16 protein-coding genes and 2 tRNA genes are annotated in these 24,264 nt (G+C 63.5%); 4 read left to right on the plus strand and 14 right to left on the minus strand.

Going from position 1 to position 24,264, the window contains the following annotated elements; translation table 11 throughout:
- The first annotated feature begins 429 nt into the window (after positions 1–429).
- Entirely contained in the window at positions 430–1,437 is a 1,008-nt protein-coding gene (locus G7Y50_RS04830; protein WP_165054597.1) for a LysR family transcriptional regulator, read from the plus strand.
- Positions 1,424–2,800, plus strand: coding sequence for an MmgE/PrpD family protein (locus tag G7Y50_RS04835; RefSeq protein ID WP_165054594.1), 1,377 nt, complete (start codon positions 1,424–1,426; stop codon positions 2,798–2,800). The genes G7Y50_RS04830 and G7Y50_RS04835 overlap by 14 nt, the downstream gene beginning before the upstream one ends.
- A 154-nt stretch (positions 2,801–2,954) precedes the next feature.
- Here the strand turns inward: G7Y50_RS04835 and G7Y50_RS04840 are convergent, their stop codons facing one another.
- From G7Y50_RS04840 to tig, 10 genes are all read right to left on the minus strand, one after another.
- A complete protein-coding gene (locus G7Y50_RS04840; protein WP_165054590.1) occupies positions 2,955–4,340 on the minus strand; it encodes an SLC13 family permease in 1,386 nt (461 codons plus the stop codon).
- Between the two features lie 45 nt (positions 4,341–4,385).
- Positions 4,386–5,852, minus strand: coding sequence for an MFS transporter (locus G7Y50_RS04845; protein WP_165054587.1), 1,467 nt, complete (start codon positions 5,850–5,852; stop codon positions 4,386–4,388).
- 303 nt (positions 5,853–6,155) lie between these two features.
- On the minus strand, positions 6,156–6,572 hold the full coding sequence (locus G7Y50_RS04850) for a PIN domain-containing protein (RefSeq protein ID WP_165054584.1): 417 nt from the start codon (positions 6,570–6,572) through the stop codon (positions 6,156–6,158).
- Positions 6,565–6,846: a hypothetical protein gene (locus tag G7Y50_RS04855; RefSeq protein ID WP_165054581.1), complete on the minus strand. Its 282-nt coding sequence runs from the start codon at positions 6,844–6,846 to the stop codon at positions 6,565–6,567. The genes G7Y50_RS04850 and G7Y50_RS04855 overlap by 8 nt, the downstream gene beginning before the upstream one ends.
- A gap of 190 nt (positions 6,847–7,036) precedes the next feature.
- Positions 7,037–9,718: a valine--tRNA ligase gene (locus tag G7Y50_RS04860; protein ID WP_165054578.1), complete on the minus strand. Its 2,682-nt coding sequence runs from the start codon at positions 9,716–9,718 to the stop codon at positions 7,037–7,039.
- Between the two features lie 211 nt (positions 9,719–9,929).
- Positions 9,930–10,271, minus strand: a complete 342-nt coding sequence (locus G7Y50_RS04865) for a type II toxin-antitoxin system PemK/MazF family toxin (protein ID WP_165054563.1) — start codon at positions 10,269–10,271, stop codon at positions 9,930–9,932.
- On the minus strand, positions 10,271–10,552 hold the full coding sequence (locus G7Y50_RS04870; RefSeq protein WP_165054561.1) for an AbrB/MazE/SpoVT family DNA-binding domain-containing protein: 282 nt from the start codon (positions 10,550–10,552) through the stop codon (positions 10,271–10,273). Before G7Y50_RS04870 ends, G7Y50_RS04865 begins: the two co-directional genes overlap by 1 nt.
- 313 nt (positions 10,553–10,865) lie before the next feature.
- Positions 10,866–12,269 carry an ATP-dependent Clp protease ATP-binding subunit ClpX gene (gene clpX / locus G7Y50_RS04875; RefSeq protein ID WP_165054559.1) on the minus strand — a complete coding sequence of 468 codons (1,404 nt, stop codon included), beginning with the start codon at positions 12,267–12,269 and terminating at the stop codon, positions 10,866–10,868.
- A gap of 30 nt (positions 12,270–12,299) precedes the next feature.
- Positions 12,300–12,917: an ATP-dependent Clp protease proteolytic subunit gene (locus G7Y50_RS04880; protein ID WP_165054547.1), complete on the minus strand. Its 618-nt coding sequence runs from the start codon at positions 12,915–12,917 to the stop codon at positions 12,300–12,302.
- Between the two features lie 264 nt (positions 12,918–13,181).
- Complete coding sequence (tig, locus tag G7Y50_RS04885; RefSeq protein ID WP_241156494.1) at positions 13,182–14,636, minus strand: trigger factor; 1,455 nt, start codon at positions 14,634–14,636, stop codon at positions 13,182–13,184.
- Positions 14,637–14,957: 321 nt separating this feature from the next.
- Between tig and G7Y50_RS04890 the strand changes: the two genes are divergently transcribed.
- Together G7Y50_RS04890 and sstT are read left to right on the plus strand one after the other, a co-directional pair.
- A tRNA-Leu gene (locus G7Y50_RS04890) sits at positions 14,958–15,042 on the plus strand.
- A gap of 327 nt (positions 15,043–15,369) precedes the next feature.
- On the plus strand, positions 15,370–16,677 hold the full coding sequence (gene sstT / locus G7Y50_RS04895; protein WP_165054522.1) for a serine/threonine transporter SstT: 1,308 nt from the start codon (positions 15,370–15,372) through the stop codon (positions 16,675–16,677).
- Between the two features lie 387 nt (positions 16,678–17,064).
- Here the strand turns inward: sstT and G7Y50_RS04900 are convergent, their stop codons facing one another.
- From G7Y50_RS04900 to G7Y50_RS04915, 4 genes are all read right to left on the minus strand, one after another.
- Positions 17,065–17,703 (minus strand): class I SAM-dependent methyltransferase, encoded by a 639-nt coding sequence (locus G7Y50_RS04900; protein WP_241156493.1) that lies wholly within the window; start codon positions 17,701–17,703, stop codon positions 17,065–17,067.
- Between the two features lie 129 nt (positions 17,704–17,832).
- Complete coding sequence (locus G7Y50_RS04905) at positions 17,833–20,019, minus strand: YhgE/Pip domain-containing protein (RefSeq protein WP_165054519.1); 2,187 nt, start codon at positions 20,017–20,019, stop codon at positions 17,833–17,835.
- Positions 20,012–22,777 (minus strand): YhgE/Pip domain-containing protein, encoded by a 2,766-nt coding sequence (locus tag G7Y50_RS04910; protein WP_165054516.1) that lies wholly within the window; start codon positions 22,775–22,777, stop codon positions 20,012–20,014. Before G7Y50_RS04910 ends, G7Y50_RS04905 begins: the two co-directional genes overlap by 8 nt.
- Positions 22,778–23,591: 814 nt before the next feature.
- Positions 23,592–23,666: transfer RNA gene (locus G7Y50_RS04915), tRNA-Asn, on the minus strand.
- Positions 23,667–24,264: the final 598 nt, after the last annotated feature.

Below are 24,264 nucleotides of genomic sequence, written 5' to 3' on the forward strand. Positions count from 1 at the left end.
GGATCCTGCGGCAAATCGGGCAGGCCTTCTCCCCTTCTTTGAGTTCCGGCTGCTTCGGCTGGCATTTCCCGCATTGCTTACAGGCATAACACATATCGACGCACCTTCAGACATGGCTGCTTGTTCTTGAACAGGCACGTTGCCTGCTCTTTAACGGTATTTCGCCCAGCAAACCCGTTCAAGGCCTTGCAGTCGGATCGAATTGTCGCATTCCCAATCAGAAACCAATCATTCCCAAACCAAGCGTAACCAGCCGAGAGTTATGCCGTATTCTTTATGGAAAGCTCAAGAGGCTTTAGGGGATTTCGCGACAGGCGAGCAACCAGTTCAAGAATAAGAGAGGAGATTGTCTTTCACTTCTTTGCCTGTGCGCACTTCACCATGCAGGACGCATGCTTTCGCAAATCTAACCGTAAAGGAGGGGCTCTGATGATCATTCAAGTACCCGGCGGATCAGTAAGGCTTGATATACTCTGCGAGTTCATATCACTCGCCCATCATCTCAGCTTCAGCACCGCAGCAAAAGAACTGAACATTTCCCAGCCCTCCTTGAGCAAGCACATATCTGACCTGGAAAAAGAGCTCGGCGTCACCCTGCTTCACCGCGGGCGCAAGACAAAGCTCACCGCCGCGGGGAAGATCTTTTCCGACTACACTCTCATGATGCTCCACGATTACAAGCAGATCGTAGAGAAATGTCGACGAATCGACATTGAAAAGGCAGAGGTAGTGCGCATACAGCGCCCCTTCGCGCTCGACGCACTCTCATCTGACGTTCTCGAGTTCACGCGGAATTACTTCACCTGCAACGAGAACCTAAGCTTCCAGATGATCCCGCTCAGAAAGAGCACGCCCGAGAGCGCCATCGTTGAGGGGGTTCTTGACCTCGGTTTTCTCATTACCTACGACAGCGTCAAGGAGATGTCTCGCATCTTAGGCGAAAAAGGCCTCTCTACCATCGCTTCCCGGAGAGAGCCCTTCGCTCTCTTGGCAAGCAAGAACCATCCTTTGGCCCAGAAAGAGACGATAACTTTCGAGGACATCAGGTCCGTACCAATCCAGATGACCGCGAACAGCGCCTTCGACCACCTAACCAGCTCGGTTCAGCAAATGTTCGTGAGCAACAAATCGACTGCGCATCTGAGAATACAGACCGTCGACAACCTCATAGAGTTCCTCATGATGCAGAAACAGGACAACAGCATTTATCTTTTCCCGCAGTCGATGTTCAACGACGCCACCTTCTCCTTGCGCAACGACCTCGTCTGCAAAACCATCGAAGACGAGCGCTGCAAGGTGAATATCATCGCTATCGCATCCAAAGATGCGGGCAACCTCGTCTTGTCCGCCTACCTCAGGAAGCTCGAGAGACATCTCTCGTATTCAAAAGAAGGAGAAAGCCCCCTCGTAGAAAAGAGCAATGATGAACAAAACTGACGCGTTGATCGATCACTTCCTCGAGACGAGATACGATGACCTCGACCAAGAGACGGTGCGGCGAACGAAAACCAGAATTCTAGACTCCTTCGGCGTCACAGTCGTCGGCACAAGCGGTCCCGCATGCGCATCGGTGCACGAGATGCTTTGCGCCAAGGGCGGCGTCGAGGAGGCAACGGTGCTCGGCTTCGGAAGAAAGCTCCCCGCAGAGTCAGCCGCCTTCATCAACGCTCTGATGGCAAGATCGTTCGACTTCGATGCTGTTATGTCCCTTACGGATGACGGAAGGAGTAAACCCGCCCACATCAGTGCCTGCAGCGCAACAGCGGCGATCGTGGCGACAGAACGCAACGCCCGAACAGGCAAAGAACTTATCTGCGCGCTGGCCCTCGGCGATGATTTTGCAGCGAGACTCAACGCGTGCTCAGGCGGCGGTCCCCACGACATCTTCGACAACACAGGAACGATTTCGGGTATGAGTGCCGTCGTTGCCTGCGCAAAACTCTACGGACTCGACAAGGAGCAGTTCAAGAATGCCCTCGGTATCATGGTTAACTCGCTTTCCGGTTCAATGGGGAATGTTGACGAATACAACCTATGCTTCAAGTACCCGATCGCAAATGCAGCACGAAACGCGATTCTCGCAATCGAACTTGCGAAAGCAGGGGTTGGCTCACTCGATGACCCGGTTTTCGGTCCAAAATGCTTCTTTGATATGTTCGGCTCGAAGTACGATGTCGAGCATTTCTTCGACACACTTGGGGAATCGTACCTCAGCGACATCGTCATCAAACCGTGGGCGTCGTGCCGCATGACCCATGCGGGCATCGACGCCGTACTAACGGCAAGCAAAGGCCAGCCGCTTCATCCTGATGAAGTCGCGTCAATCACCATCTCACTCCACCCGAAAGCGCCTGACTTCGTCATAGATGATTTCGAATTCGGTGAGGAATCACAGGTCCACGGCGCCTTTAACCTCAAATTCACCGCAGCGACAGCTGCCCTCTCCGGGCGAGTTCGACCAGAAAGTTACACGCGAGAAGCGATGTCCTATAATCAGGTTAGGGAGATGCTCGATCTGCTCTCGTTCGATCGCGACGAGAGCTTGCCCTCCGTCAACACCGCGAGAGCGCGCATCACCCTGACAAGCGGCGAGGTATTGCTCGGGAACGTCGATGTCGCCCCTCTTGGGGATATGGTTCTCAACCCGCTCTCCGATCAAGACATCCTCTCGAAGTTCATTCTCAACGTCACCTCTTCCGGCATGATCTCGAAAGAGGCGGCACGAAACGCAGCCGACCTGCTCCTTGATTTGGAAAGCCAAGGATCGCTCAACGAGATCATTGCCTTGCTGATAAGATAGCCCTCATCTGCTCGGATGGCATACGACCAACGACATCCCGCGCCCCTCAGAGGAGCGCGGGATTTCCTTTTTTGCATATGCGATAAGCCTTGTTCAAGCGATACCGGGGCGCATCCCCTACAGACGCCTTACCGGCGATGTCAAAATGCGACCCCTACAAGGGAATGAAGGTGTTCACCATAACATAGGTGATGGGAGGAAGAGCAGCGAGAAAGAACACCGTGAGCGGGATACCCGCCTTCCAAAGCTGTGTCGTCGTGTAGCATCCCGTGCTGTAGGTGATCAGGTACAGGGCATCGATCGAGGGAACGAGGAACGTAATCTGCGTCCAAATCGAAATGGCGAGGACCACGCAAAACGGATTCAGCCCTATGGTGTACGAAAGCGCTATCAGACCAGGAGCAAGCATCACCACAACCGGAGGGCCAGACGGCACGCAAGACCTCAGAACGCAGATCACCACACTCACAATGTACAAGAAGGCAAGGGGACTCCAAGATGTAGCGTCTGACATCACGGATCCGACAACCCAGTCTAGCGCCTCGGTCGTGTTGAGGAAAACCGCCATCGCCATCAAACCATTTAGCATAAGAACCATATCCCAAGGAACTCCCTCGTTGAAATCGCTCCAAGAGAGAAGCTCCACACCTGGTAAAAACATAATGCAAAGACCACATACGGCAACGAGAGTGCTGTCGAGAGGAGGGGTCCACGTGCTCGAGACCCACGCGACCATCATCACCACCAGGACGACAATCGCTTTGACATCGTAAGCACTTAGATGCCCCAGATTGTCAAAACGACCATTAATGTCCTCAACGCAGCTTTGATCGAGTTTCTCCGGGCGATATACAAACACAAGCACGACCCAAGAGACGGCCAAGACCATGCAAGCGAGAGGAACGCCGACGACCGCCCACTGAACAAAACTCACGCTCATGGCGAAATTACCGAGCAAGCTCATAATGGTGATGTTCGAAGGGGAGCCTATCGGCGTGGAGAACCCACCTGTCAAAGAAGCGATTGGGATCGCGATCATCAGGCATCGAACGAACCGCTCTGGCATCTTAGCTCCCCTGATGACGGGTAGCACGATGCTCACCGCCAAAGCGCAAGCCGCAAGGTCGGACATGAACGCCGATACAATGGCAGATGAGAGCATGATGGCCAGCACGATCAAGCTCGACCTGTCCTGGCATACTCTGATGAACAATCCCATCAGACGTAGCGGTATAGTTGATTTCTTTACCACCGTCGCAAGCGCGAAAGCCGCGAGGAGGAAGAAGAACACCGAACTGATGAAGGCTTGCCAAACCTCGTTGATGCTGTCCGCAACTCCGAGGAAATACAGCAGCACCATCGCGATCAGAGTTGAGACGAACTTCGGGCATACTTCCCCGATCCACGTGCAGATCACGAAGCCGAACAACGAGAGCACGATGAGGGCCTCCCTGCTCAAGCCCTCTGGCGGAGTGAGCATGCACCCGCACACCACGATCGCAATCGCGAATATCAAGGACGCTATTCTCTTAACGTTCATAATTCTCCCCAGCACAATGACTACCTCAGTTGCTCTAATGCCCCCTTAAAGCAACCCATCCCCTTCCAGGCGCTCCGAACGCAAGTTATCCCTGTCAGAGGAGTCAGACGTGACAGGGTCGCCTTGGAGCAGGCCCGCCTCGGTTAAGAATGCGCGTACGGGAACCATCTTGTCGTTGGTGAGTCGATTGGTAGCGAGAAGGATCGCTACGCCAACAGCTAGGCAGCATGCCGGTATCAGAAGCATGACGAAGGGCAAGCCGGCGATCGCCTCAGCAGTAACGTCAGCAGCGTCGTAGCCGATGACACTGAGGCCGACGCCAACTACCACACCAGAAAGCAAAATGCCAATTTTCGGAGCAAAGCCGAGCATAGCCATCAAGATACCGCGAACATCAGACTTATGCAGGTAGACACCGTAGTCAACAGCATCAGCATACAGTCCGAGTTGAGTGCTGTTGATGAAGGAAACAAATAGGAACCCTACGGACATCAGCACTATAAAAGTCATGCCATCGCCATTCACGAACAGAAAACAAGCGATCATGATGGTCATCAGGCCAACAAGGCCAACAAGGTAGAGCACCCACTTGTCGACGAAGCGAACGATGAACTGCGAGAGCAATGCACCTATGATGGCTGCAACGCCCGAAAGCGAAAAAAACACCGAAACCCATGCCATATCACCGAGGTAATAAGAGGCGTAGAAGGCAATAGCACCTGTGATACTCATCCATGCGAGGTATCGGAAGCCGTCCGCAAGGACGATGCCGAGCACAGGCGGCGTAGTAAAGAAAATCTTGAACATCTTGCCGACATCGGCATTTTTCTCAATTCTGGCGCCAGAACCCTCGTCCACCACGGATTCAACCGGATAGAGCCTAAACAAGACGAGATGCACGGCAATGCACAAACCGCCGAACACTGCGACAGCAGCCAGATAACCTATATTGCTGCCAGCCCTGTCACCGCCGTTGAAGAACAGGATGACAGGAAGCATGATCAAACCCGTCAGAAACGACGCGAGAGCAGAAGCTTGACCTTTCTTGGTCGCGAACATCGCACGCTCCTCAGCTGATCGAGGAGCCATCTGAGTCACGGAGTTCTGAGCTGTTATGAGGGTATTAATGCCGAACGCCGCTAAGCAGTACGCCATACAGAGAAGCACGCCATTGACCGCAGTCTCGAACGGATAGATCATAAACATGAAGAAGAAGCAGACTGTGAGCCAAATCGGCGCAACCAGAACCCACGAGCGAAGCTTGCCCCAAGGCAGCTTAACTCTCTCGATGATGATGCCGACCAGCGGAATAGAGGCGAAGTCGACAACTTTGGAGACAATTAGAATGACAGCCATCGTTCCTGTACCGATCATGGCCACGTCGGTCATGAAGAAGGACCAGTAGCTCTGATTGATATAGTTGAGCGCACTCCATGACATGATCGCAAGCATGTACACCAGCGGCAGGCCAGTGAAACTTGCGATCAGCGTGCTCTTTTTTTTGCTATCCATATGACCCCCTGTGCAACGACAGAAAACACCCCCTCGACAGGCAGACCTCCTTCGCGACAAGACCGCAGACGAAACGCCGCAAATGCCGCAGCAAGAACCGATGCCCGTGCTTTAACAGTATTCTGTCCAACAAGCCTGTTCAAGACCTTGCAGTTGAATTGAATTGTCGCATTCTCGATCAGAAATCAAACATTCCCAAACCCAGCGCAAGTGATCGACGAGGAAACAATTGCAACTTCGACAAATGTCGGAGAAAGTTCCCGAAGATCATGCCAAGCTGCAGGAACTACGAGACTACGGGAGCTACAGGAAATGCTCTACGTACTCTTGGGCGCTGAGACGCTTGATGCGGGATCGAGCGAACGCCTTCTCGTCGCGCGAGATGATGAAGTCGACTTGGGCGGTCTCTGCGCAGGCGCGCACGATGCCGTCCTCGAAGTCGGGCTCGTTCGAGGTGATGGCGGTGCGGCATGTCACCAGGTCGACGGGACACACGTCGAAGTCCTCCATGACGGCCTGGACGTAGAGGCGCGCGTCAGCCTCCCCCATGTGCTTCGTGAGGACGTAGTAGAGGTCCTTGAGCGAGGTGGCGCACACGCAGGCGGATACCTCGTAGTCGGCGACGGCTTCCGCGATGGCGGCGGCTGCGTCGAAGTTGGGGTGACGCGCCATGGCCAGATCAAGCATGACGTTCGTGTCTATGAGGAGCCTGTCACTCATAGCGCGCCGCCAGCAGCTCCTTGATCTGGGCGTCGCTCATGCGGCTCACCTCGCTCTCGCCGTGCTTGGCGGTAAGCTCCTTCATGGTCTCGATCCCCCGCCGGGGCTTCACCGCGCGCGGCGTGGGTGGGAGCTCGCCTGTCTCGCAGATGTAGTCCACGACCAACGTTCCGCAGTACTGCCCGAAGGACACGCCGTGCTCGCGCCGCGCGACGGAGTCGGCAAAGCGCAGCTTGCTCTCCTCAACGCGACTTGAAAACGTCCTGCTCGCCATGCATCGGCCTCCTTTCCGCTCGCCTGCAGTGTATCTCGGATGTGTAAACTTGTAAACAATAAAAATGTACGCCTGCACCAAACTACGACTCCTAGACGAAAGGCAGGCCAAGAGACGTCGTCCTCCAAGCCTGCCTTCAGCAGCGCGGTCCTCACGCCTGCGTCACCCGTGAGCCCGCGCGCGCCCCGGGCTAGCCCAGCTCGGCGATCTGGTCGGCCAGACGCGCGAGCTTGTCGGTCAGCTCGGCGAGCTTGGCGCGGTCCTTCTCGATGATCTCGGGGGCCGCCTTCGCCAAAAAGCCCGGGTTCGAGAGCTTCTTCTCGAGCTTGGCCGCGTCCTTGGACAGCTTGCCCTGCTCGCGCGTCATGCGGGCGCGCTCTGCCTCGAAGTCGACGTGGCCGGAAAGGCAGGTGTACACCTCGAGGCCCGCGCCGAGCGCCACGGAGGACTCCGCGGGCTTCGCCACGTCCTCGCCCACCGCAAGCGAGCTCACGTTCGCCAGCGAGGTCACGAGGGCCGCCTGCGCCTCGAGCAGCGCCGCATCGTCCGCCGTCGCCTTCACCGCCACCGGCAGCGCCACCTTCGGCGAGATCCCGTAGCGCGAGCGCGCCGAGCGGATGGAGCCCACCACCTCGCACACCATGGCGATGGCGCGCTCGGCCTGCGGGTCGCGGTAGCGCGCGAGCTCGGCGGCGTCAGGCCACTCCGCGCCGATCAAAAGCTCGCCCTCGGCGCGTCCCGGCATCTGGCCGAACAGCTCCTCGGTCACGAACGGCATGATGGGGTGCAGAAGGCGCAGCACCTGGTCGAGCACGTACACGAGGTTGCGCTGGCAGGCCAGGCGGTCAGCCGGGTCAGCCGACTCGCCGAGGCGCGCCTTCGAGAACTCGATGTACCAGTCGCAGAACTCGTTCCAGACGAAGCCGTAGAGGGCGCGCGTGAGCTCGCCGAACTCGTAGGAATCGAACGCCGCGTCCACGTCGGCCACAAGCGCCGCCAGACGCGAGAAGATCCACTTGTCGGCGGGCGTGACGAGCTCGGGCGCGCCCGGCTCGAAGCCGTCGAGGTGCATGAGCACGAAGCGCGCGGCGTTGCGGATCTTGTTCGCGAAGTTGCGCGAGCTCTCGATCTTCTGGTAGTCGAAGCGCATGGCCTGCGCGCCCGTGACCTGCAAAAGCAGACCGAAGCGCATGCCGTCGGCGCCGTAGTCCTCCATGAGCTTCACCGGGTCCACGCCGTTGCCGCGGCTCTTGCTCATGGGCTTGCCGTCGGCGCCCATGACCGTCGGGTGGATGATGACGTCCTTGAAGGGGATCTCGCCCGTGCAGTACATGGACGACATCACCATGCGCGCCACCCACAGGCCCATGATGTCGCGCGCGGTGGAGAGCACCTGCGTCGGGTAGTGCGCGGCCAGCTCAGGCGCGTCCATGCCCGCGTCGGCCCAGCCCTGCGTGGCGAAGGGCCACAGCTGGCTCGAGAACCACGTGTCGAGCACGTCCTCGTCCTGGCGCACCTCGGCCCCGCACTCGGGGCAGGCGTCCGCGCCGTCGACGCACGCGTCCTGCCAGCCGCACGCGTCGCAGTAGTACATGGGGATCTGGTGGCCCCACCACAGCTGGCGCGAGATGCACCAGTCCTTGAGGTTGGCCAGCCAGTCGAGGTAGACCTGCTTCCAGCGCTCGGGGTGGAACGTGATCCGACCGTTCTCCACCACCTCGGCGGCGCGCTTCTTCAGGCCGTCCACGGCCACGAACCACTGCTCGGACAGCCACGGCTCGAGCGTGCTGTGGCAGCGGTAGCAGTGCATGACGGAGTGGTCGTGGTCCTCCACGGCCTCGAGCAGGCCGAGCTCGTCGAACGCGGCCACCACGGCCTCGCGCGCCTCGTCGCGGCTCATGCCGGAGAACCTCCCGAAGCCCTCCACCACGTGCGCCGTCTCGTCGAAGATGTTGATCTTGGGCAGGCCCGCGCGCTCGCCCATGGCGAAGTCGTTGGGGTCGTGCGCCGGCGTGACCTTCACGCAGCCCGTGCCGAAGGAGGCGTCCACGTAGAAGTCGGCGAACACGGGGATCTCGCGGTCCACGAGCGGCAGGCGCACCTTCGCGCCCGCTGCCACGAGGTTCTTGTAGCGCTCGTCTGAGGGGCTCACCGCCACGCCCGTGTCGCCGAGCATGGTCTCGGGGCGTGTGGTGGCCACCACGATGTACTCAACGCCGTCGACGGGCTCCACGAGCGGGTAGCGCAGATGCCACAGGTGCCCCGCCTCGTCCTCGTACTCGGCCTCGTCGTCAGCGATGGCCGTGGTGCAGTGCGGGCACCAGTTCACGATGCGCTTGCCGCGGTACACGATGCCGTCGTGGTACCAATCGCAGAACACCTGGCGCACGGCGCGCGAGAACTCGGGGCTCATGGTGAACTGCTCGTCGGCGTAGTCGCATGAGCAGCCCATGGCGGCGATCTGGCTCACGATGCGCCCGCCGTAGTCGCGCCGCCACTCCTGGCACGCCTCGATGAACGCCTCGCGCCCGATCTCGCGGCGGTTGATGCCCTGCTCGGCGAGGTGCTTGTCCACCTTGGTCTGCGTGGCGATGCCCGCATGGTCGGTGCCGAGGATCCAGCGCGTCTGGTAGCCGCGCATGCGCGCGCGGCGGATGCAGGCGTCCTGGATGGTGTCGTTGAGGGCATGGCCCATGTGCAGCACGCCCGTGACGTTCGGCGGCGGGATGACGATAGTGTACGAGTCGTCCTTGTGCGCGCCGAAGCCCGGCGTGCGCTGGAAGTACCCCGCGTCGCGCCATGCCTCGAACAGCGGGCGCTCATGCGCCGCGAAGTCGTAGTCGATCTTCTTCTCCTGCGTGTTGTCTGCCATGTCGTGCTCTTTCATGCTCTTGCGCGCAGATGCGGTTGCGAGCTGCCCCGCGCCTCGCCACGCGCCCCAACGAAAAGCGGGCTTCCGCCAAGGCCAGCCCGCTTGAAAAGTAGCTTTCGCCATTATGGCACATATCGCCCCGCGATCAACCCGGCAACCCCACCCGGGCAGCAACCACATCCGCCAAAGCCAGAAAGCGAAAGACGCTCGTCTAAATCCCGAACACGGCGCCGATGGCGTCCAGCACCAGAGACATGGTCATCGAATCGATCGCAGAGCCGAGATGCTTGACTCCCCGGGCGGGATTGTCGAGGTCGATGGCCCTCATCTGCTCAACGCAGACGCAGCCCTCGGCAACGTTGCCTGGCGCCAACTCGATATGCAGCGGATGCCCGTTTGTCGCAGACGTGATCGGGCAGACCACCACAAGGCTCGACACGACATTGTTGAAATACCCGACGCTCACGACCAGTGCAGGTCGGCGCTTCTGCGGCTCATGGCCAACGGTCGGGTTAAAGTTGACCTCAATGATATCTCCCTGCTCGAACAGCATCAGTCAACCACCTCGGCTCCGACGTCGGGTCCTCCCCACTCCTCGCCAACCCTCTCGCCAGACCAGCCAGCGCACAGCTCCTCCATGGAGACCTTACGGCTTCTCCGATACCCATCATCAGGCTTCTCAAAGGTGAGAACGACTTCTGATTTCGCTTGGTCAGCCCTGATGCTGACCGCAGATCCGACCTGGATCCCGATCAGCTCGCATATGTCTTTCGGGATCCTAACCCCTTGGCTATTCCCCCACTTGGCCAAAGTTCCCGTTGCGGTAGGCGTCATGGCGCGCTCCCTTCGGTATGGATATCCATGTCTATCCTTATTGTATTTCCTGGATAGCCGTTGTCAATCGAGGGGAATGGTTAGCCCGCGTCATAATGATGGGGATAGAGCAAAGCTATGGCGTTATCAGCAAGCGCGCGTAAGCGCGCTCTGCACTTTAAAGCGAGCGCGAACAAAAAAAGGCGGCGAACCCCTGATGGGTCCGCCGCCTCAAGCGCTCTTCACGCCGCAGGAGCAGCTCTTCACGCCGCAGTCAGGCGGCCGCAGCGCCCCTGCGCAAACGCCACGGCGCCCCTGCGCAAACGCCGCCCGCTTACGCGCTCAGCTCCATGAGCTCGTGCTCCTCGCTGACGTGCTCGATCACCGGCGTCGTCTCGCCGGTGATGTCGCTCGCGCGCACCACGACGCGCGTGACGCCGACGTGCTCGGGCAGGTCGTACATCACGTCCATGAGCACGCGCTCGCAGATGGAGCGCAGGCCGCGCGCACCCGTGCCGTGCTCGACGGCCTCGTGCGCGATGGCGCGCAGGGCCTCCCGCTCGAACACCAGCATGCTCTCCTCGAACTCGAACATGCGCGTGTACTGCTTCACGAGCGCGTTCTTCGGCTCGACCAAGATGCGCACCAGGTCGTCCTCGGTCAGCTCCTCAAGGTTCGTAATGACTGGGATGCGGCCGACGAACTCGGGGATCATGCCGTACTTGTTCAGGTCCTCGGGCAGCACCTGCGCCAGGAGCTCGGCCTCGGCCTGCTTCTTCGACTCGGGCAGCTCGGCCACGAAGCCCAGGCCCTTCTTGCCCACGCGCTGCGCGATGATGTCGGCCAGGCCCACGAACGCGCCGCCGAGGATGAACAGGATGTTCGTCGTGTCGATGTGGATGAGCTCCTGCTGGGGGTGCTTGCGCCCGCCCTGCGGCGGCACGGACGCCTCGCAGCCCTCCACGATCTTCAGCAGCGACTGCTGCACGCCCTCGCCCGACACGTCGCGCGTGATGGAGAGGTTCTCGGCCTTGCGCGCGATCTTGTCGATCTCGTCGATGTAGATGATGCCGATCTCGGCGCGCGGGATGTCGAAGTCGGCCGCCGTGATGAGCTTCAGCAGGATGTTCTCCACGTCCTCGCCCACGTACCCCGCCTCGGTGAGCGTGGTGGCGTCGGCGATGGCGAAGGGCACCTGCAGCGTGCGCGCGAGCGTCTGCGCAAGGAGCGTCTTGCCGCTTCCCGTGGGGCCCAAGAGCATGATGTTGCTCTTGGCCAGCTCCACGTCGCCCTCCTCGGCGACCGCGCCCATGGAGATGCGCTTGTAGTGGTTGTACACCGCCACGGACAGCGCGCGCTTCGCGGCCTCCTGCCCCACCACGTGCTCGCTCAAATGGGCATAGAGCTCGTGCGGCGTGGGGAGGTCGCCTAAGAGCTCAGCCGGCGAGGGGTCGTCCTCGTCGTAGTAGGCCTCCTCGGGCACCTCCTGCGCGTGGCGGCCGTGGCGCCCGCGGCGGGCGGGCTCGGGCTCGTCAGCCGGCTCAGGCTCCTGCTGCATGAAGAAGCCCATGTCCCGCATCATGGCGTCGGCGCACACCGAGATGCACTCGTCGCAGATGTAGATGCCGTTGGGCCCCGAGATCATGGCGTTGACCTGGTTGGGGTTCTTGCCGCAGAACGCGCAGAAGATGGGGTTGCCTGACTCGTCGAGGGTCGGGTTGGAACGTTGTTGGTTCATGTGATTGGTTTCCGCTCGTTGACGTGGGCGTTAAGCGCCGTGGTGGGTGATGATCTGGTCGACCAGGCCGTAGGCCTGCGCCTCCTCGGCGGTGAGCCAGTTGTCGCGCTCGCAGTCGACGTGCACCTGCTCCTGGGGCTTGCCGCAGTGCTTCGCGATGATGCCCTCGAGGCGGTCGCGCGTCTTCTTGATCTCGTCGGCCATGATCTGGATGTCGCTCTGCTGCGTGTGGCCGTCGCCGGTGCCGCCCATGGGCTGGTGCATCATGACCTGCGCGTTCGGCAGGATGAAGCGCTTTGAGGGCGCGCCGCCGGTGAGCAGCGGCACCGCCATGGAGGCCGCCATGCCCAAGCAGATGGTGGACACGTCGCACTTGACGAACTGCATGGTGTCGTAGATGGCCAGGCCCGCCGACACGCTGCCGCCCGGCGAGTTGATGTAGAGCGAGATGTCCTTCTCGGGGTCGGCGCTCTCGAGGTGCAGAAGCTGGGCTACCACCGAGTTGGCCACGTGGTCGTCGATGGGCTCGCCCAGAAAGATGATGCGGTCGTTGAGCAGGCGCGAGTAGATGTCATAGCTGCGCTCGCCGCGCGGCGACTGCTCGATGACGTAGGGAATGAGCGCGTTGCTCACTCGTTCGATGCCCATGGTTCCTCACTTTCGTACGCTTTCGGCCCGCCCGCCGGCGCATGCGCCGCATCGCAGCGCGCGTGAAGCGATGCTCCATGGCGCGGTGCGGCGCAGGTCAGACGGCAGGCCCTCAATAGTTCACCTGACATAGTGATGGAGCGGACGCGCATGCGCAAGACGCGAACAGGAAACGAACACAGCAGAAGGCCGTCTGGGGCAGGTGAGCGCCCCAGACGGCCTTCATGGCATCAGGCGTCAGACGCAGGCGCGACGGCGCCGCGGCTACTCGACGTCGGCAGCCTCAGCGGCCTCGGCAGCCTCAGCGTCGGCAGGGGCCTCGGCCGGAGCCTCGGCCTCGGCGGCCTCGTCCTTCTTCGCCTTCTTCTTCGCGGCCTTCTTGGCCTTCTTCTCGGCCTGGGCCTGGGCGGCGTAGTCGACCTCGGTCACCTGCGCGGTGTCCATGACGTCAGCCATGGCCTTCGCGCGCACGATGCCCTCGCGGATGAGGTAGAGACGGCCCGTCTCGCGCCACTCCTTCTCGACCTGCGCGGGATTGTCGAGCCCGGCCTTCGCGAACTCGGCGGTGACGTCCTCGTCGGTGGCCTCGATGCCCTTGGCGCGCGCCCACGCGTCGAGCGCGAGCTGCTGCTTGGCCTCGTCAGCGGCCTGCAGCTTCACGTCGGCCTTGAACTGCTCGGCGTTCATGCCCTGCTGGGCCAGGTAAGCGTCGAAGCTCACGTTCTGGCGCTGCAGCTGGGTGAAGAAGTCCTGCAGCAGGTTGGCCTCGGCCTCCTCGGCCAGCGCCTCGGGAACCTCGCCCTCGAAGCGCTTGATGAGCTCGCTCACGCAGGCGTTCTCCTTCATGCGCGGCATGAGGTCGGCCTTCTGCGCCTCGATGGACTCGCTCACGCGCGCCTTGAGGTCGGCGGCGTCCTCGAAGCCCATGGTGTCGCGGGCCCACTCGTCGGTCAGCTCGGGGGTGGCCTTCTTCTTGACCACGTTCATGGTCACCTCGAAGCTCACCGTCTTGCCGGCCTGGGCGGACAGCAGGACCGACGCCTCGTCCTCGGCGACCTCGAGCGAGAACTCCTTGGTCTGGCCCTTCTTCATGCCCATGATCTCAGCGTCGAACGCCTCGGAGAGCATGCCGGTGGCCGGGCCGTACAGGCGCGACTCCGTGCTGATGGCGGCGATGTCGGCGCCGTCGGCGTCGGTGGCCTTGATGGCCAGGTCAGCGTAGTTCTCGGGCTTCATCTTGGTGGCGGCGGATGCGTCCTCGTAGGTGACGTAGTGCTCGCACAGCGCGGTGATCTGCTCCTCGAGCTCGGCGTCGGACACGCCCGCCACGGGCAGCTCGATGGACAGCGGCTCATAGGAGGTAAGCTCGACCTCGGGCTTCACCGACAGCGTGAAGTCGAAGGTGAAGGGCTTGCCCGCCTCCACCATGCCGGCGTCGCCGAACTCGGGGGAGCCGACCGGGAAGAGCTTCTCGGTCTCGACGACCTGCGGGTACGCCTTGTTGATGACGTCCTCGGTCACCGTCGCCATGACGGCCTCGGCGCCGAGCGCGTTGTCGATGACCGGGCGCGGGGCGCGGCCCTTGCGGAAGCCCGGGAAGTTGTACTTCTGGGCGAAGTCACGGTAGGTCTTCTTGACGGCTGCGTCAACGTCCTTTGCCTCGACGGTGACGGTCACCTTGATCTTGCTGTCCTCCAGGGCCTCTACTTTAATGTCCACGTATATCCTCCATCGTTTACCGTTTCTGGCGCGAATGAGCGCCATGCGCTTGCCGAGGCGCCTCGTACGCGCGCGCCGCGCATGTCAGGCGAGCGCTCGGAAGCACACCAATTCGTGATTATCGCACATATGACGGCTTGGTGCCATAACCTCGCCGCCCGCGTTCACAAGGTTTCTGCTATCATATACAGGCTGTCGGACGCGCCGAGGCGCCCCGGCAACGCAGGCCGGGACGCGTGGCGTTCTGGCAACGCAGGCTGGGACGCGTGGCATCCTGGCCCTCCGCGCCGGAGGCGCTTGCGCTCCGGGATTGCGCGCCGTGCGGGCGTGGCGGAATTGGCAGACGCGCCAGATTTAGGTTCTGGTGGGGAAACCCGTGAAGGTTCAAGTCCTTTCGCCCGCACCACACCTCCCCTTCCCGCTGCTGACCCCGCTTAGCTGCCGCCGACTTCCCCCAGGTCAGCTTTACCTGTGCGCCGCATTTTCTTCCGCAGCTGGCCTGACCGCATCGAGCCTTCCCGTTGCTGGGATCCTCCGCTGCTGACCCGGTTTCGGGGCCTTCGCCCGCCTTTGCGGGCTTGCTGCGCGTCCACACTTTCTCCATATGGTATGATACCCGCCATTGCAAAGGCCGCGGCGCGTCCGAACGCGCCCTTTTCGCCAAGGCCGGCTCCCCCGGTTTTGGCGAAGACGGCGCAGGCGCCCGCGAAGGGAGAGAAGGGAGACGACGGTTATGGCCGTCAAAGACATAGCAAAGAAGTACAGCGAGATAAGCCTGATCAAGCGCATCATCGTCGGCTTGGTCATCGGCGTGGTCCTCGCGCTGGTCATCCCCCCGGCGATGGCGGGCGCCCCCGGCGCCGGCCTGGCCGCTCTGGAGGGCGTCGACACGCTCATCGCGCTCCTCGGCACCCTGTTCGTGTCGGCCCTGAAGGCCGTGGCGCCGATCCTGGTGTTCTTCCTCGTCATCAGCGCGCTGGCCAACGCCAAGACGGCGGGCTCCATGAAGATGGTGCTGCTGCTCTACATCGCCAGCACGCTCATCGCCGCCATCGTGGCGGTCGTGGCCACCATGGTCTTCCCCATCGAGATCACGCTGGCGGTCGACCCGAACGTGGAGCAGTCCTCGCCTGACGACGTGGGCACCGTGCTCACCACGCTGCTCACCAACGTGGTGGCCAACCCCGTCGACTCGCTGGCCAACGCCAACTTCCTCGGCATCCTGGCCTGGGCCGTCATGCTCGGCATCGCCCTGCGCGCCGCCAGCCAGAACGTGAAGGACGTGTTCTCGGCGGTGTCTGACGCGGTGTCGAAGGTGGTGCGCTGGGTGATCAACCTCGCCCCGTTCGGCATCCTCGGCCTCGTGTACACGAGCGTGTCCACGAACGGCCTGGACATCTTCGTCGAGTACGGCCAGCTCATCCTGCTGCTCGTGGGCTGCATGGTCTTCATCGCGCTCGTCACGAACCCGCTTTTGGTGTTCGCCTGCACGAAGAGGAACCCCTACCCGCTCGTGCTGCGCTGCCTGAAGGACTCCGGCATCACGGCGTTCTTCACCCGCAGCTCCGCCGCGAACATCCCGGTGAACATGGAGCTGTGCCGCAAGCTGGGGCTTGACAAGGACAACTACTCCGTCTCCATCCCGCTCGGAGCCACCATCAACATGGCCGGCGCGGCGGTCACCATCACCGTGATGGCCATGGTCGCGGCGCATACGCTCGGCATCGCCGTCCACCCGGTGACCGGCGTCATCCTCTCCGTGCTCGCCGCCGTGAGCGCCTGCGGCGCGTCGGGCGTCGCAGGCGGGTCGCTGCTGCTCATCCCGCTGGCCTGCTCCCTGCTGGGCGTCGACGCCGACGTGTCCATGCAGGTGGTCGCCATCGGCTTCATCATCGGCGTGATCCAGGACTCCTGCGAGACGGCGCTGAACTCGTCGTCTGACGTGCTGTTCACCGCCACGGCCGAGTACCGCGACCAGCTCCGCGCCGGCAACGAGGTGCACCTCGGCAAAGACGCCCCCGAAGCCGCCCAGACCGCCTAAGCGGAAAGGTCGGGAGGTTCGGAAGGTTTCTAGGCCTTGGAAGAATGACAAAGTCGGAAAGGTTTAGGGACCTCATGGATCTCATGTCATCCTGAGCGGAGCGCCCGCAGGGCGCGGAGTCGAAGGATCTGGTTGCGAGCGTATTGCGCATGCAGGCGCGCTGTGCCCGGGGCCAGATCCTTCGACTCGCTTCGCTCGCTCAGGATGACACGAGGGATTGGCTCCCCATGCTGGCACGAGGGAAACAGGCTTCGCGCACTGACATGAAGACCGCCCCCCGTGTTGTCATGTCTCCCACGCCGACATAAAGACCGACTCCCCACACTGACATAGCCCCATGATGACGCGAGGGATAGGCTCCCCACGCCTGAGGCGGCTGCGATGGAGCTACGCGCGCGGAAGGACGATGCAGTCGTAGCGGACGGTCTTGCCGGCGATCGCGTAGGCGGGCTTGACGCCGGCGAGGTGCGGGCCGCGCACGGGGCGCTTCACGATGACCTTGCGCGGGCGCGCGGCGATGGCGGCATGCAGGAGCGCCTCCTCCACGTCGCACGGGCACTCGAGGTGCTGGAAGAGCTGCATCTTCTTCTTGCTCGCCGCGCTCTTGCGCCGCGCGGGGAACATGGGGTCGAGCAAGATGAGGTCAGGCGGCGCGGGCAGGCGCGGCAGCACCTCGAGGCTGTCGCCCTCGAAAAGCTCCATGCGCGCGATTGCGGGTGCGAGCTGCGGATGCTCCCGCCCGCGGCGCAGCGCGTCGCGCAAGAGGGCTGCCACCTGGGGGTTGCGCTCGACGAGGCGCACCGTGAAGCCCGCGGCGGCGAGCAGGAGCGCGTCCTCGCCGAGGCCCGCCGTGGCGTCGACGGCCACGGGGTCAGCCCCAAAGCTGCGGGGCTTCGCCGCCCTGACGAGCAGCTCGCGCCCCAGGTTCGCGGGGCGGATGCGGCTGAGCAGGCGCGTGAAGTCGCCGCGCAGCACCATGTCGCCCTCGACGAGGGAAAGCCCCCGCTCGTCTTCGACCAGCTCCACGCTTTCTCACCTGTCCTTCCCTGCCCATGCGGCAGCGCGCGCCGCCTTCGCCCACGCGCGCCGGCGGCCGCTCCCTCTCACGCGCGCCGGCGGCCGCGCCGCCAAAGCCGAGCGCGCAGCGCCGCGCCCCTACTTCACCAGCTTGGAGTCCTCGACCTTCCCAATATACCACCCCATGAACGCCGCGAGCGGCTTGCGCAGCACGAGCCCGATGAACGCCGCGGGTATGAGGAACAGCGCGAGCTCGCCGAGCTGCACCCAGTAGTCGCTGCCGTAGGTGCCGAACATCGCCGCGCGCATGGCGCCCACCACGTGCGTCGCCGGGAGGAACCGGCTCAGCGCCTGCACGAACCCGGGCAGGATCTGCAACGGGAACGACCCGCCGCAGCCCGTCACCTGGATGATGAGCAGCAGCACCGCCATGGCCTTGCCGAGGTTGGCGAACGCCGACACGAGCGCGTAGACGATCGCAGTGAACACGAGCCCCGCCACCCAGAAGCACAGCAGGTAGAGCCACGGATGCGCCACCTGCACCTGCAGGAAGAACAGGTTGCCCAAGCCCAGAAGCGTGCTCTGCAGAAGCGAGATGAACGCCATCACGCCGAAGCGGCCCAGGAGCAGCTCGCGCGGCTTCGGGTTGTCGAGGTTGGCCTGCGCGCGCGGCGACACTGTGGGCTTCACCACCACGAGGATGAGCAACGCCCCGATGAACAGGGCCAACGTGGCGTAGAGCGGCGACATGGCCGAGCCGAAGCTCTCGGAGGGGAACACGGCCACGCGTTCGACGCCCACCGGCGCCGCGAGCGCGCGGGAGAGCCCCTGCACGTCGGAGCCGAGAACCGAGCGCAGCGCCTCGGCGTCACCCGACGCCAGCGCCGCGTCGATGGCGTCGGCCATCCCGCGCAGCCGGCCCGCCAGCTCGCCGAGGTCTGCTGCGGTGGCGTCGAGCTTGCCCGCGCCGTCGCTGATCGCATCCGCCACCGACCCGGCCGAACCCGCCAGGCTCGCGTCGATGGCGTCGAGCTTGCCCTTGCCGTCCTCCACATACCCCGAGAACGCCGTCGCGTCGGCGGCCATATCACTCAGGACGGGGACGAGCTTATCGTCGAAGGCGCGCTTCATGTCGGCGACCTTCTGCTCGGCAGACGCCGCGAGCGCCTTCACCTCGTCGCGCTCGGCCTGCACGTCAGCGCTGCCCGCTTCGAGCTTGTCCGCCGCGCTCGCGAGGCGCGCGCTCATGTCCTCGAGCAGCTCGGCTGTCGCGCGCGCCATGCCGGCAAGGCCCGCGAGCGCCGGCGCCTGCTCGCCGGGCACCACGCTCGCGAGCGCCTCGAGCTCCGAGGCCGCCTTCTGGTAGAGCGCCGCCTGATCGCCCACGGCGGCCGCCTGGGCGCGCAAGCGCTCGACGCCTGCGGCCGACTCGCTCGCCGCCGCGTCGAACAGCGCGTCTACCTGCGCCGACACCTCGCCTAAGCCCGACGAGGACGCGTCGAGCGCGTCCGAGAGGCGCTTCACGGACGCCTCGAGCGCCTCGACGAGGCTCGCCATAGAGGCCGTGTCCTGCGGCAGCGACGCGGCCATGCCCTCGGCCTCGGCGCGCGCCGACGCCACCAGGTCAGACGAGCTCTGCACGAGCTCGCCCGACGTTGACGCCAACTTCCCGTAGAGGAGCAGCACGCGCGCGGCCTCGTCCATCTGAGAGGCCATCGCACGCACGTGGCCTGAGAGCTCGCCGATGCGCCCGGCAAGGTCGGCATCGTCCGCGTAGGCGGAAAACGCCTCGGCGATGCCGAGCGCAAGCTCGGAGAGCGTCTCGGCGAACACTTCGTTCACCTGGTACGACACCGAGTCGGCCCCCTTGTCGGTGACCTTCGGCGCAATGGCGTTCTTCTTCTCGTTGGCGTAGTAGACGATCTTGGCGTGCTGCGCGTCGGCCGCGTAGAACGTGAGCATGTCGCGGCTGAAGCTCGCGGGGATGACCACGGCCGCGTAGTAGCGGCCCGACCGCGCGCCGTCGACGGCGTCAGCCTCCGAGGTGAAGACCCAGTCGATCTCGTCGTTGGCGCGCAGCGCGCTCACCACCTGCTCGCCCACGTTCACGCGCAGAGGCACCAGGTCGCTCTCGTAGCCCTCGTCGACGTTGGCCACGGCCACCTTGAGGTTGCCCGTGTTGCCGAACACGTCCCAACACGCGATCACGTTGTACCAGGTGAAGATCGACGGCATGACCACGAGCCCCACCACGATGATGATGCTCACCACGTTCGCGAACAGCCGCCTCACATCGCTTCTGAACAGCGTCCAGATGTTACGCACGCCCCTCACCGCCCTTCGCGCCGGCATCTGCGGCCGCGTTCGGGTCCGCGGCCGGGCCTGGCTTCGCAGCCGCATCCGCTGGCGGAGCCACGCCCGCACCCTGCACGGCTCCCGCGCCCGCAACCTGCACGGCTCCCGCAGCCGCAACCTGCACGGCACCCGCACCCTGCACGGCTCCCGCACCCGTGCCCGCGTCCTCCCCCGGGCGCTGCATACAGTTGCGCGACGAGTAGAGCCCCAGCAGGCTCTCCTCGCTCATGTCCTCAAGGCTCATCTGCCGCTCGAAGCTGTAGCGCATACTCTCCACCACGACTAGGAAGACGAGCAGCGTCGCCAGCGACACGAGGCACGCCGTGAGCAGCACCACCTTCTCCGTCGGCGTGAGCGCGAACACGAGCATGAGCGTCACCGGGATGGCGACGCCCACCGCCACCGATCCGCGGATGAGGCGCGGGTACCAGCGCATGAAGCTCGCGTAGCGCCGCGTGATCTCGCGGCGGTACTCCTCCTTGTCGGACAGCGCGCGGACGAGCTGCGAGAAGCGGTACGGGCGCACGGGGACCTCCACATCCTCGCCGTTGAAGATGCCGCTTTGCCTGACCTGGCGCGCCACCATGTGGTTCACGTTAGCCATAAGCGGGCGGAACACGAGCCCGAGCGCCATGAACGCCGCGAAGTAGAGCATGAGCATGCCCACGTCGTGCGCGTACTGGCTGCCGTAGAAGCCGCAGATGGCCTCGCGCATAGCGCCGATGCCGTAGGTGAAGGGGAACAGCGGGTAGACGGCCTGGAAGAAGGCCGAGGTCATCTCGACGGGATACAGGCCCGTCGCGCCCGGGATCTGGGCGAACACTAAGATGATGCAGATGCCCTTGCCGATGTGCTGCAAGGTGACCGACAGCGCGTAGATGATGCTCAGATACGCGAGCGACGCCATCGCCGCCGCCAGGAAGAGCGCCGGCGGGCTTTCCGCCTGAACGCCGAGCGCCAGCACGCCTGCGCAGCAGATGACCGCCTGCAGCACGGCGAGCACGGCGAACAGCGCGAAGCGGCTCAGGTAGCGCTGCGCGAGGGTGAGGTCGCGGATGCCCTCGGAGTCGACTTCCTGCCTCATGATGACCAGCAGCATGAACGCGCCGATCCAGAACGTCAAGTTCATGAACAGGGGCGCCATAGCCGAGCCGTAGGCGTTGAGCGGGTAGAGCTGCACGGTCTCCACCTCGGTCGGCGCGCCCATGAAGCTGGCGACCTTGCCCGCGTCGAGGCCGTCCTCGCCGAAGATCTCGCTGAGCGCGTCAGCGCTGCCGAGCGCCGCCACGTCGGTGCGCACGAGACCGAGCCCCGCCTCGAGGTCCCCGAGCAGGCCGTCGGTGGAGCCCACGGCCTCGCGCGCGCTCTCGAGCGTGGACGTGAGCTGTCCGAGCACGAGCCCGATCTGGTCTGTGACCACCCGCTCGCCCGAGAGCGCGCCCTCAAGCGAGGCCGTCGCGGCGGCGAGGCGCGAAAGGCCCGCGCTCACCTCGGGGATGGTCGAGCCGAAGAGCGCGTTCGCATACGCGTCGGCGTCAGCTACGGCGGCCTGCACGGCCTCGTCGAAGGACCCCGCCGCGTCCGCGACGGCCTGGGAGGCGCCCTCGGCGTCGGCGCTCAGCGCCTCGAGGTCAGCCACGAGCGCGCGTGCGCGGGCGTTGTCCTCGTCGAGGCGGTCAGCGAGGGATGTGAGCGCGGCCTTGCCCTCGGAGCCCTTGCCGTCCTCGGGCAGCGCGTCGGCGAGCGCGCGCACGTGGGCGGCGAGCGCCTCGCCCTCGCCCACCACCGCGTTCGCCTGCGCGAGCGCCACGTCCACGCTTGCCGACGCGCCCGCCGCGTTGCCGGCCATGTCCCCCACCGCCTTGCTCGCCTGCGCGGACAGGCTCGACACCGCCGAGAGGCTCTCGCCCACCACGGGCAGCGCGTCGGCCGAGAACCCCGCGAGCGCGTCCTGCATCTGCGCAGCCTGAGCGGACACCCGGGCGAGCGCCGTGGCGGCCAGGTCCATCTCGGCGCGCACGTCAGCGAGCACGCCGCGCGCGTCCTCCGCCCGCGCAAGCGCGGCGTCGGCGGCACCCGACACGCCGGCGAGCGTCTCGCGCGCCCCGCCGATCACCGCGACGGCCTCGCCGAGCTTGCCGAGCGCCTGCGAGCGCGACTCGCCAACCGCCGCGCGCGACTCGCCGGCTGCGGCGTCAAGCGCCTCGATCGCCGCGTCGGTCACGGTCGAGACGAACGTGGAGTTGATGGCCTCGTCAAGCGTGGTGGCGCCCGTGTCGGTGATCTTGGGCGCCACGGGCCCGAGCTTCTCGTTCACGTAATAGAGGAGGTTCGGCTGGGTGAACTCCCCCGTGGTGAGGGTGAGCAGATCAGCGGTGAAATCTGAGGGGATCACGAACACCGCGTAGCTCGCCCCCGACTCAAGCTCCGCCATCGCCGTGTCGCGGTCGACGAATGCCCAGTCCAACTGGTCGTTCTCGCGCAGCTTCTCGACGATCATGTCGCCGACGCGCACTTGTCCGGTCAGCTCGCTCGAGCCTCCGGCGTCCTCGTTCACCACGTCGACGCGCAGCTGGCTGGTGTTGTCGTAGGGGTTCCAGAAGCCGACGACGTTGTACCACGTGTACACCGACGGCAAGACGAGGAGGGCCATCACCACCACGAGGGCAGCCGGCGCTTTGACCAGGCGCACGATGTCGCGCCCGAGCACTCGCAACACGTTTCCCATGCGCAACGGTCCTTTCTCCCCAACTGTAGAATTACTCGTCGCGCTATTGTATGCCATTTCGGGCTGACGCGTCACGTTCGTCATCATTTCGTGCACTTTACCGCCACATGAGCGCAGCGCTTCCGTGTGCAGCGCCCCTTCCCGCGCCTAGCCTCGCAAATCGCAGCGCCCCTTCCCGCGAAGTCTCACCAAGCGCGCAACTCGCTTCCCTTGCGCTGACAGCGAGTTCGCGCGCACCACGCTTTGCCACTTCGCAGCCTCTCTGTAACTTTGGTTTCGCGCACCCCTGTTCCAAAGTCATTTCCTTATCTTTGGTTTTCAGAGTGCATTGCTCCCAGGCGCAGGGGTGGCGCGCGCATCTCGATCCCGCCTCTTGGGCCTTCGCAAAAAGCCGGCGCACCAGCCGAGTAAGCAAAGCGCCCGCAGCTTTCGCAGTCGCAGGGCCACCGAGAAACGAAAGAGCTATGTCATCTACATTGAGGTTTGAGGCTTGGGAGCTTGGGAGCTTGGGAGCCGGGGACTTGGGGCTTGGGTGGCCCGAAACACCGATAACGCCTCATTCTCATCCACAGCTCGGGAAAGCTGGATGGAAAACGCCCGTTGTCGGTGTTTCGGGCCCCGAAAATCACCGACAACGCGCCTTTCGCATCCACTTTTTCCGAGAAATCGCCGACAACGGCCTCGTTTCATCCAGAATCACCTGAGGATGGATGGAAAAGCGTCGTTGTCGGTGACTGGACTGCAAGCAGGGATATAGACGAAAAAGTTCGAACCCGCGAGGATCACCTTCAAGCGGGTTCGAACTGATTGTGTATGGCTCCCCGGGTAGGATTCGAACCTACAACCCTCCGGTTAACAGCCGGATGCTCTGCCGTTGAGCTACCGAGGAATGTAGCTGTTGAAGCGCTTACGCCCCAACGCGCAAGAAAGAATTATACCGAAACGCGCGCGCTGCGCAAGACCCTATTTTTCCCTTTCGGCGAAAAAATCTCCAGGTTGCGAGGCCATGCGGTGCCGCGCCCTAGGCCGGACCCTTCGGCTCCGCCATGCAGCGTTTCGCCCTGGGCCGGACCCCTCGGCTGCGCCATGCGGTGCCGCGCACGGGGCCGGACCCTTCGGCTGCGCGCCCTGGGCGAACCCCTCCCTCGTGTCATTCTGAGCGAGAGGCCCCGTCATCTTAGGTGAACCCCCCATGTCATCCTGAGCGAGCGAAGCGAGTCGAAGGATCTGGCTCCAGGCATGATGCGCCCGCATGCGCATTCCACTTGCGGCCAGATCCTTCGACTCCGCGCCCTGCGGGCGCTCCGCTCAGGATGACACACAAGGACAACCCGCTGTCCAGGATGACACGGCACTTCCCTTCCCCGCCGCAAACGCGTTATCCCTGATAGAAGCCTCATACCAACGGCATGAGCGGGAGTTTGCGCTCATGCAGACGTGCTGATTTTGCCTTCGCCATTCCCCGTGGGGGATCACCCCGGCGAAGC

Source organism: Adlercreutzia sp. ZJ176, assembly GCF_011038975.1.
Lineage (GTDB): Bacteria > Actinomycetota > Coriobacteriia > Coriobacteriales > Eggerthellaceae > CAAEEV01.

Excerpts from the sequence above, each read along its gene's own strand:
- G7Y50_RS04830 (WP_165054597.1), top strand. The coding sequence starts at position 430 with ATGATCATTCAAGTACCCGGCGGATCAGTAAGGCTTGATATACTCTGC.
- G7Y50_RS04835 (WP_165054594.1), top strand. The coding sequence starts at position 1,424 with ATGAACAAAACTGACGCGTTGATCGATCACTTCCTCGAGACGAGATAC.
- G7Y50_RS04840 (WP_165054590.1), bottom strand. The coding sequence starts at position 4,340 with ATGAACGTTAAGAGAATAGCGTCCTTGATATTCGCGATTGCGATCGTG.
- G7Y50_RS04845 (WP_165054587.1), bottom strand. The coding sequence starts at position 5,852 with ATGGATAGCAAAAAAAAGAGCACGCTGATCGCAAGTTTCACTGGCCTG.
- G7Y50_RS04850 (WP_165054584.1), bottom strand. The coding sequence starts at position 6,572 with ATGAGTGACAGGCTCCTCATAGACACGAACGTCATGCTTGATCTGGCC.
- G7Y50_RS04855 (WP_165054581.1), bottom strand. The coding sequence starts at position 6,846 with ATGGCGAGCAGGACGTTTTCAAGTCGCGTTGAGGAGAGCAAGCTGCGC.
- G7Y50_RS04860 (WP_165054578.1), bottom strand. The coding sequence starts at position 9,718 with ATGGCAGACAACACGCAGGAGAAGAAGATCGACTACGACTTCGCGGCG.
- G7Y50_RS04865 (WP_165054563.1), bottom strand. The coding sequence starts at position 10,271 with ATGCTGTTCGAGCAGGGAGATATCATTGAGGTCAACTTTAACCCGACC.
- G7Y50_RS04870 (WP_165054561.1), bottom strand. The coding sequence starts at position 10,552 with ATGACGCCTACCGCAACGGGAACTTTGGCCAAGTGGGGGAATAGCCAA.
- clpX (WP_165054559.1), bottom strand. The coding sequence starts at position 12,269 with ATGAACCAACAACGTTCCAACCCGACCCTCGACGAGTCAGGCAACCCC.
- G7Y50_RS04880 (WP_165054547.1), bottom strand. The coding sequence starts at position 12,917 with ATGGGCATCGAACGAGTGAGCAACGCGCTCATTCCCTACGTCATCGAG.
- sstT (WP_165054522.1), top strand. The coding sequence starts at position 15,370 with ATGGCCGTCAAAGACATAGCAAAGAAGTACAGCGAGATAAGCCTGATC.
- G7Y50_RS04910 (WP_165054516.1), bottom strand. The coding sequence starts at position 22,777 with ATGGGAAACGTGTTGCGAGTGCTCGGGCGCGACATCGTGCGCCTGGTC.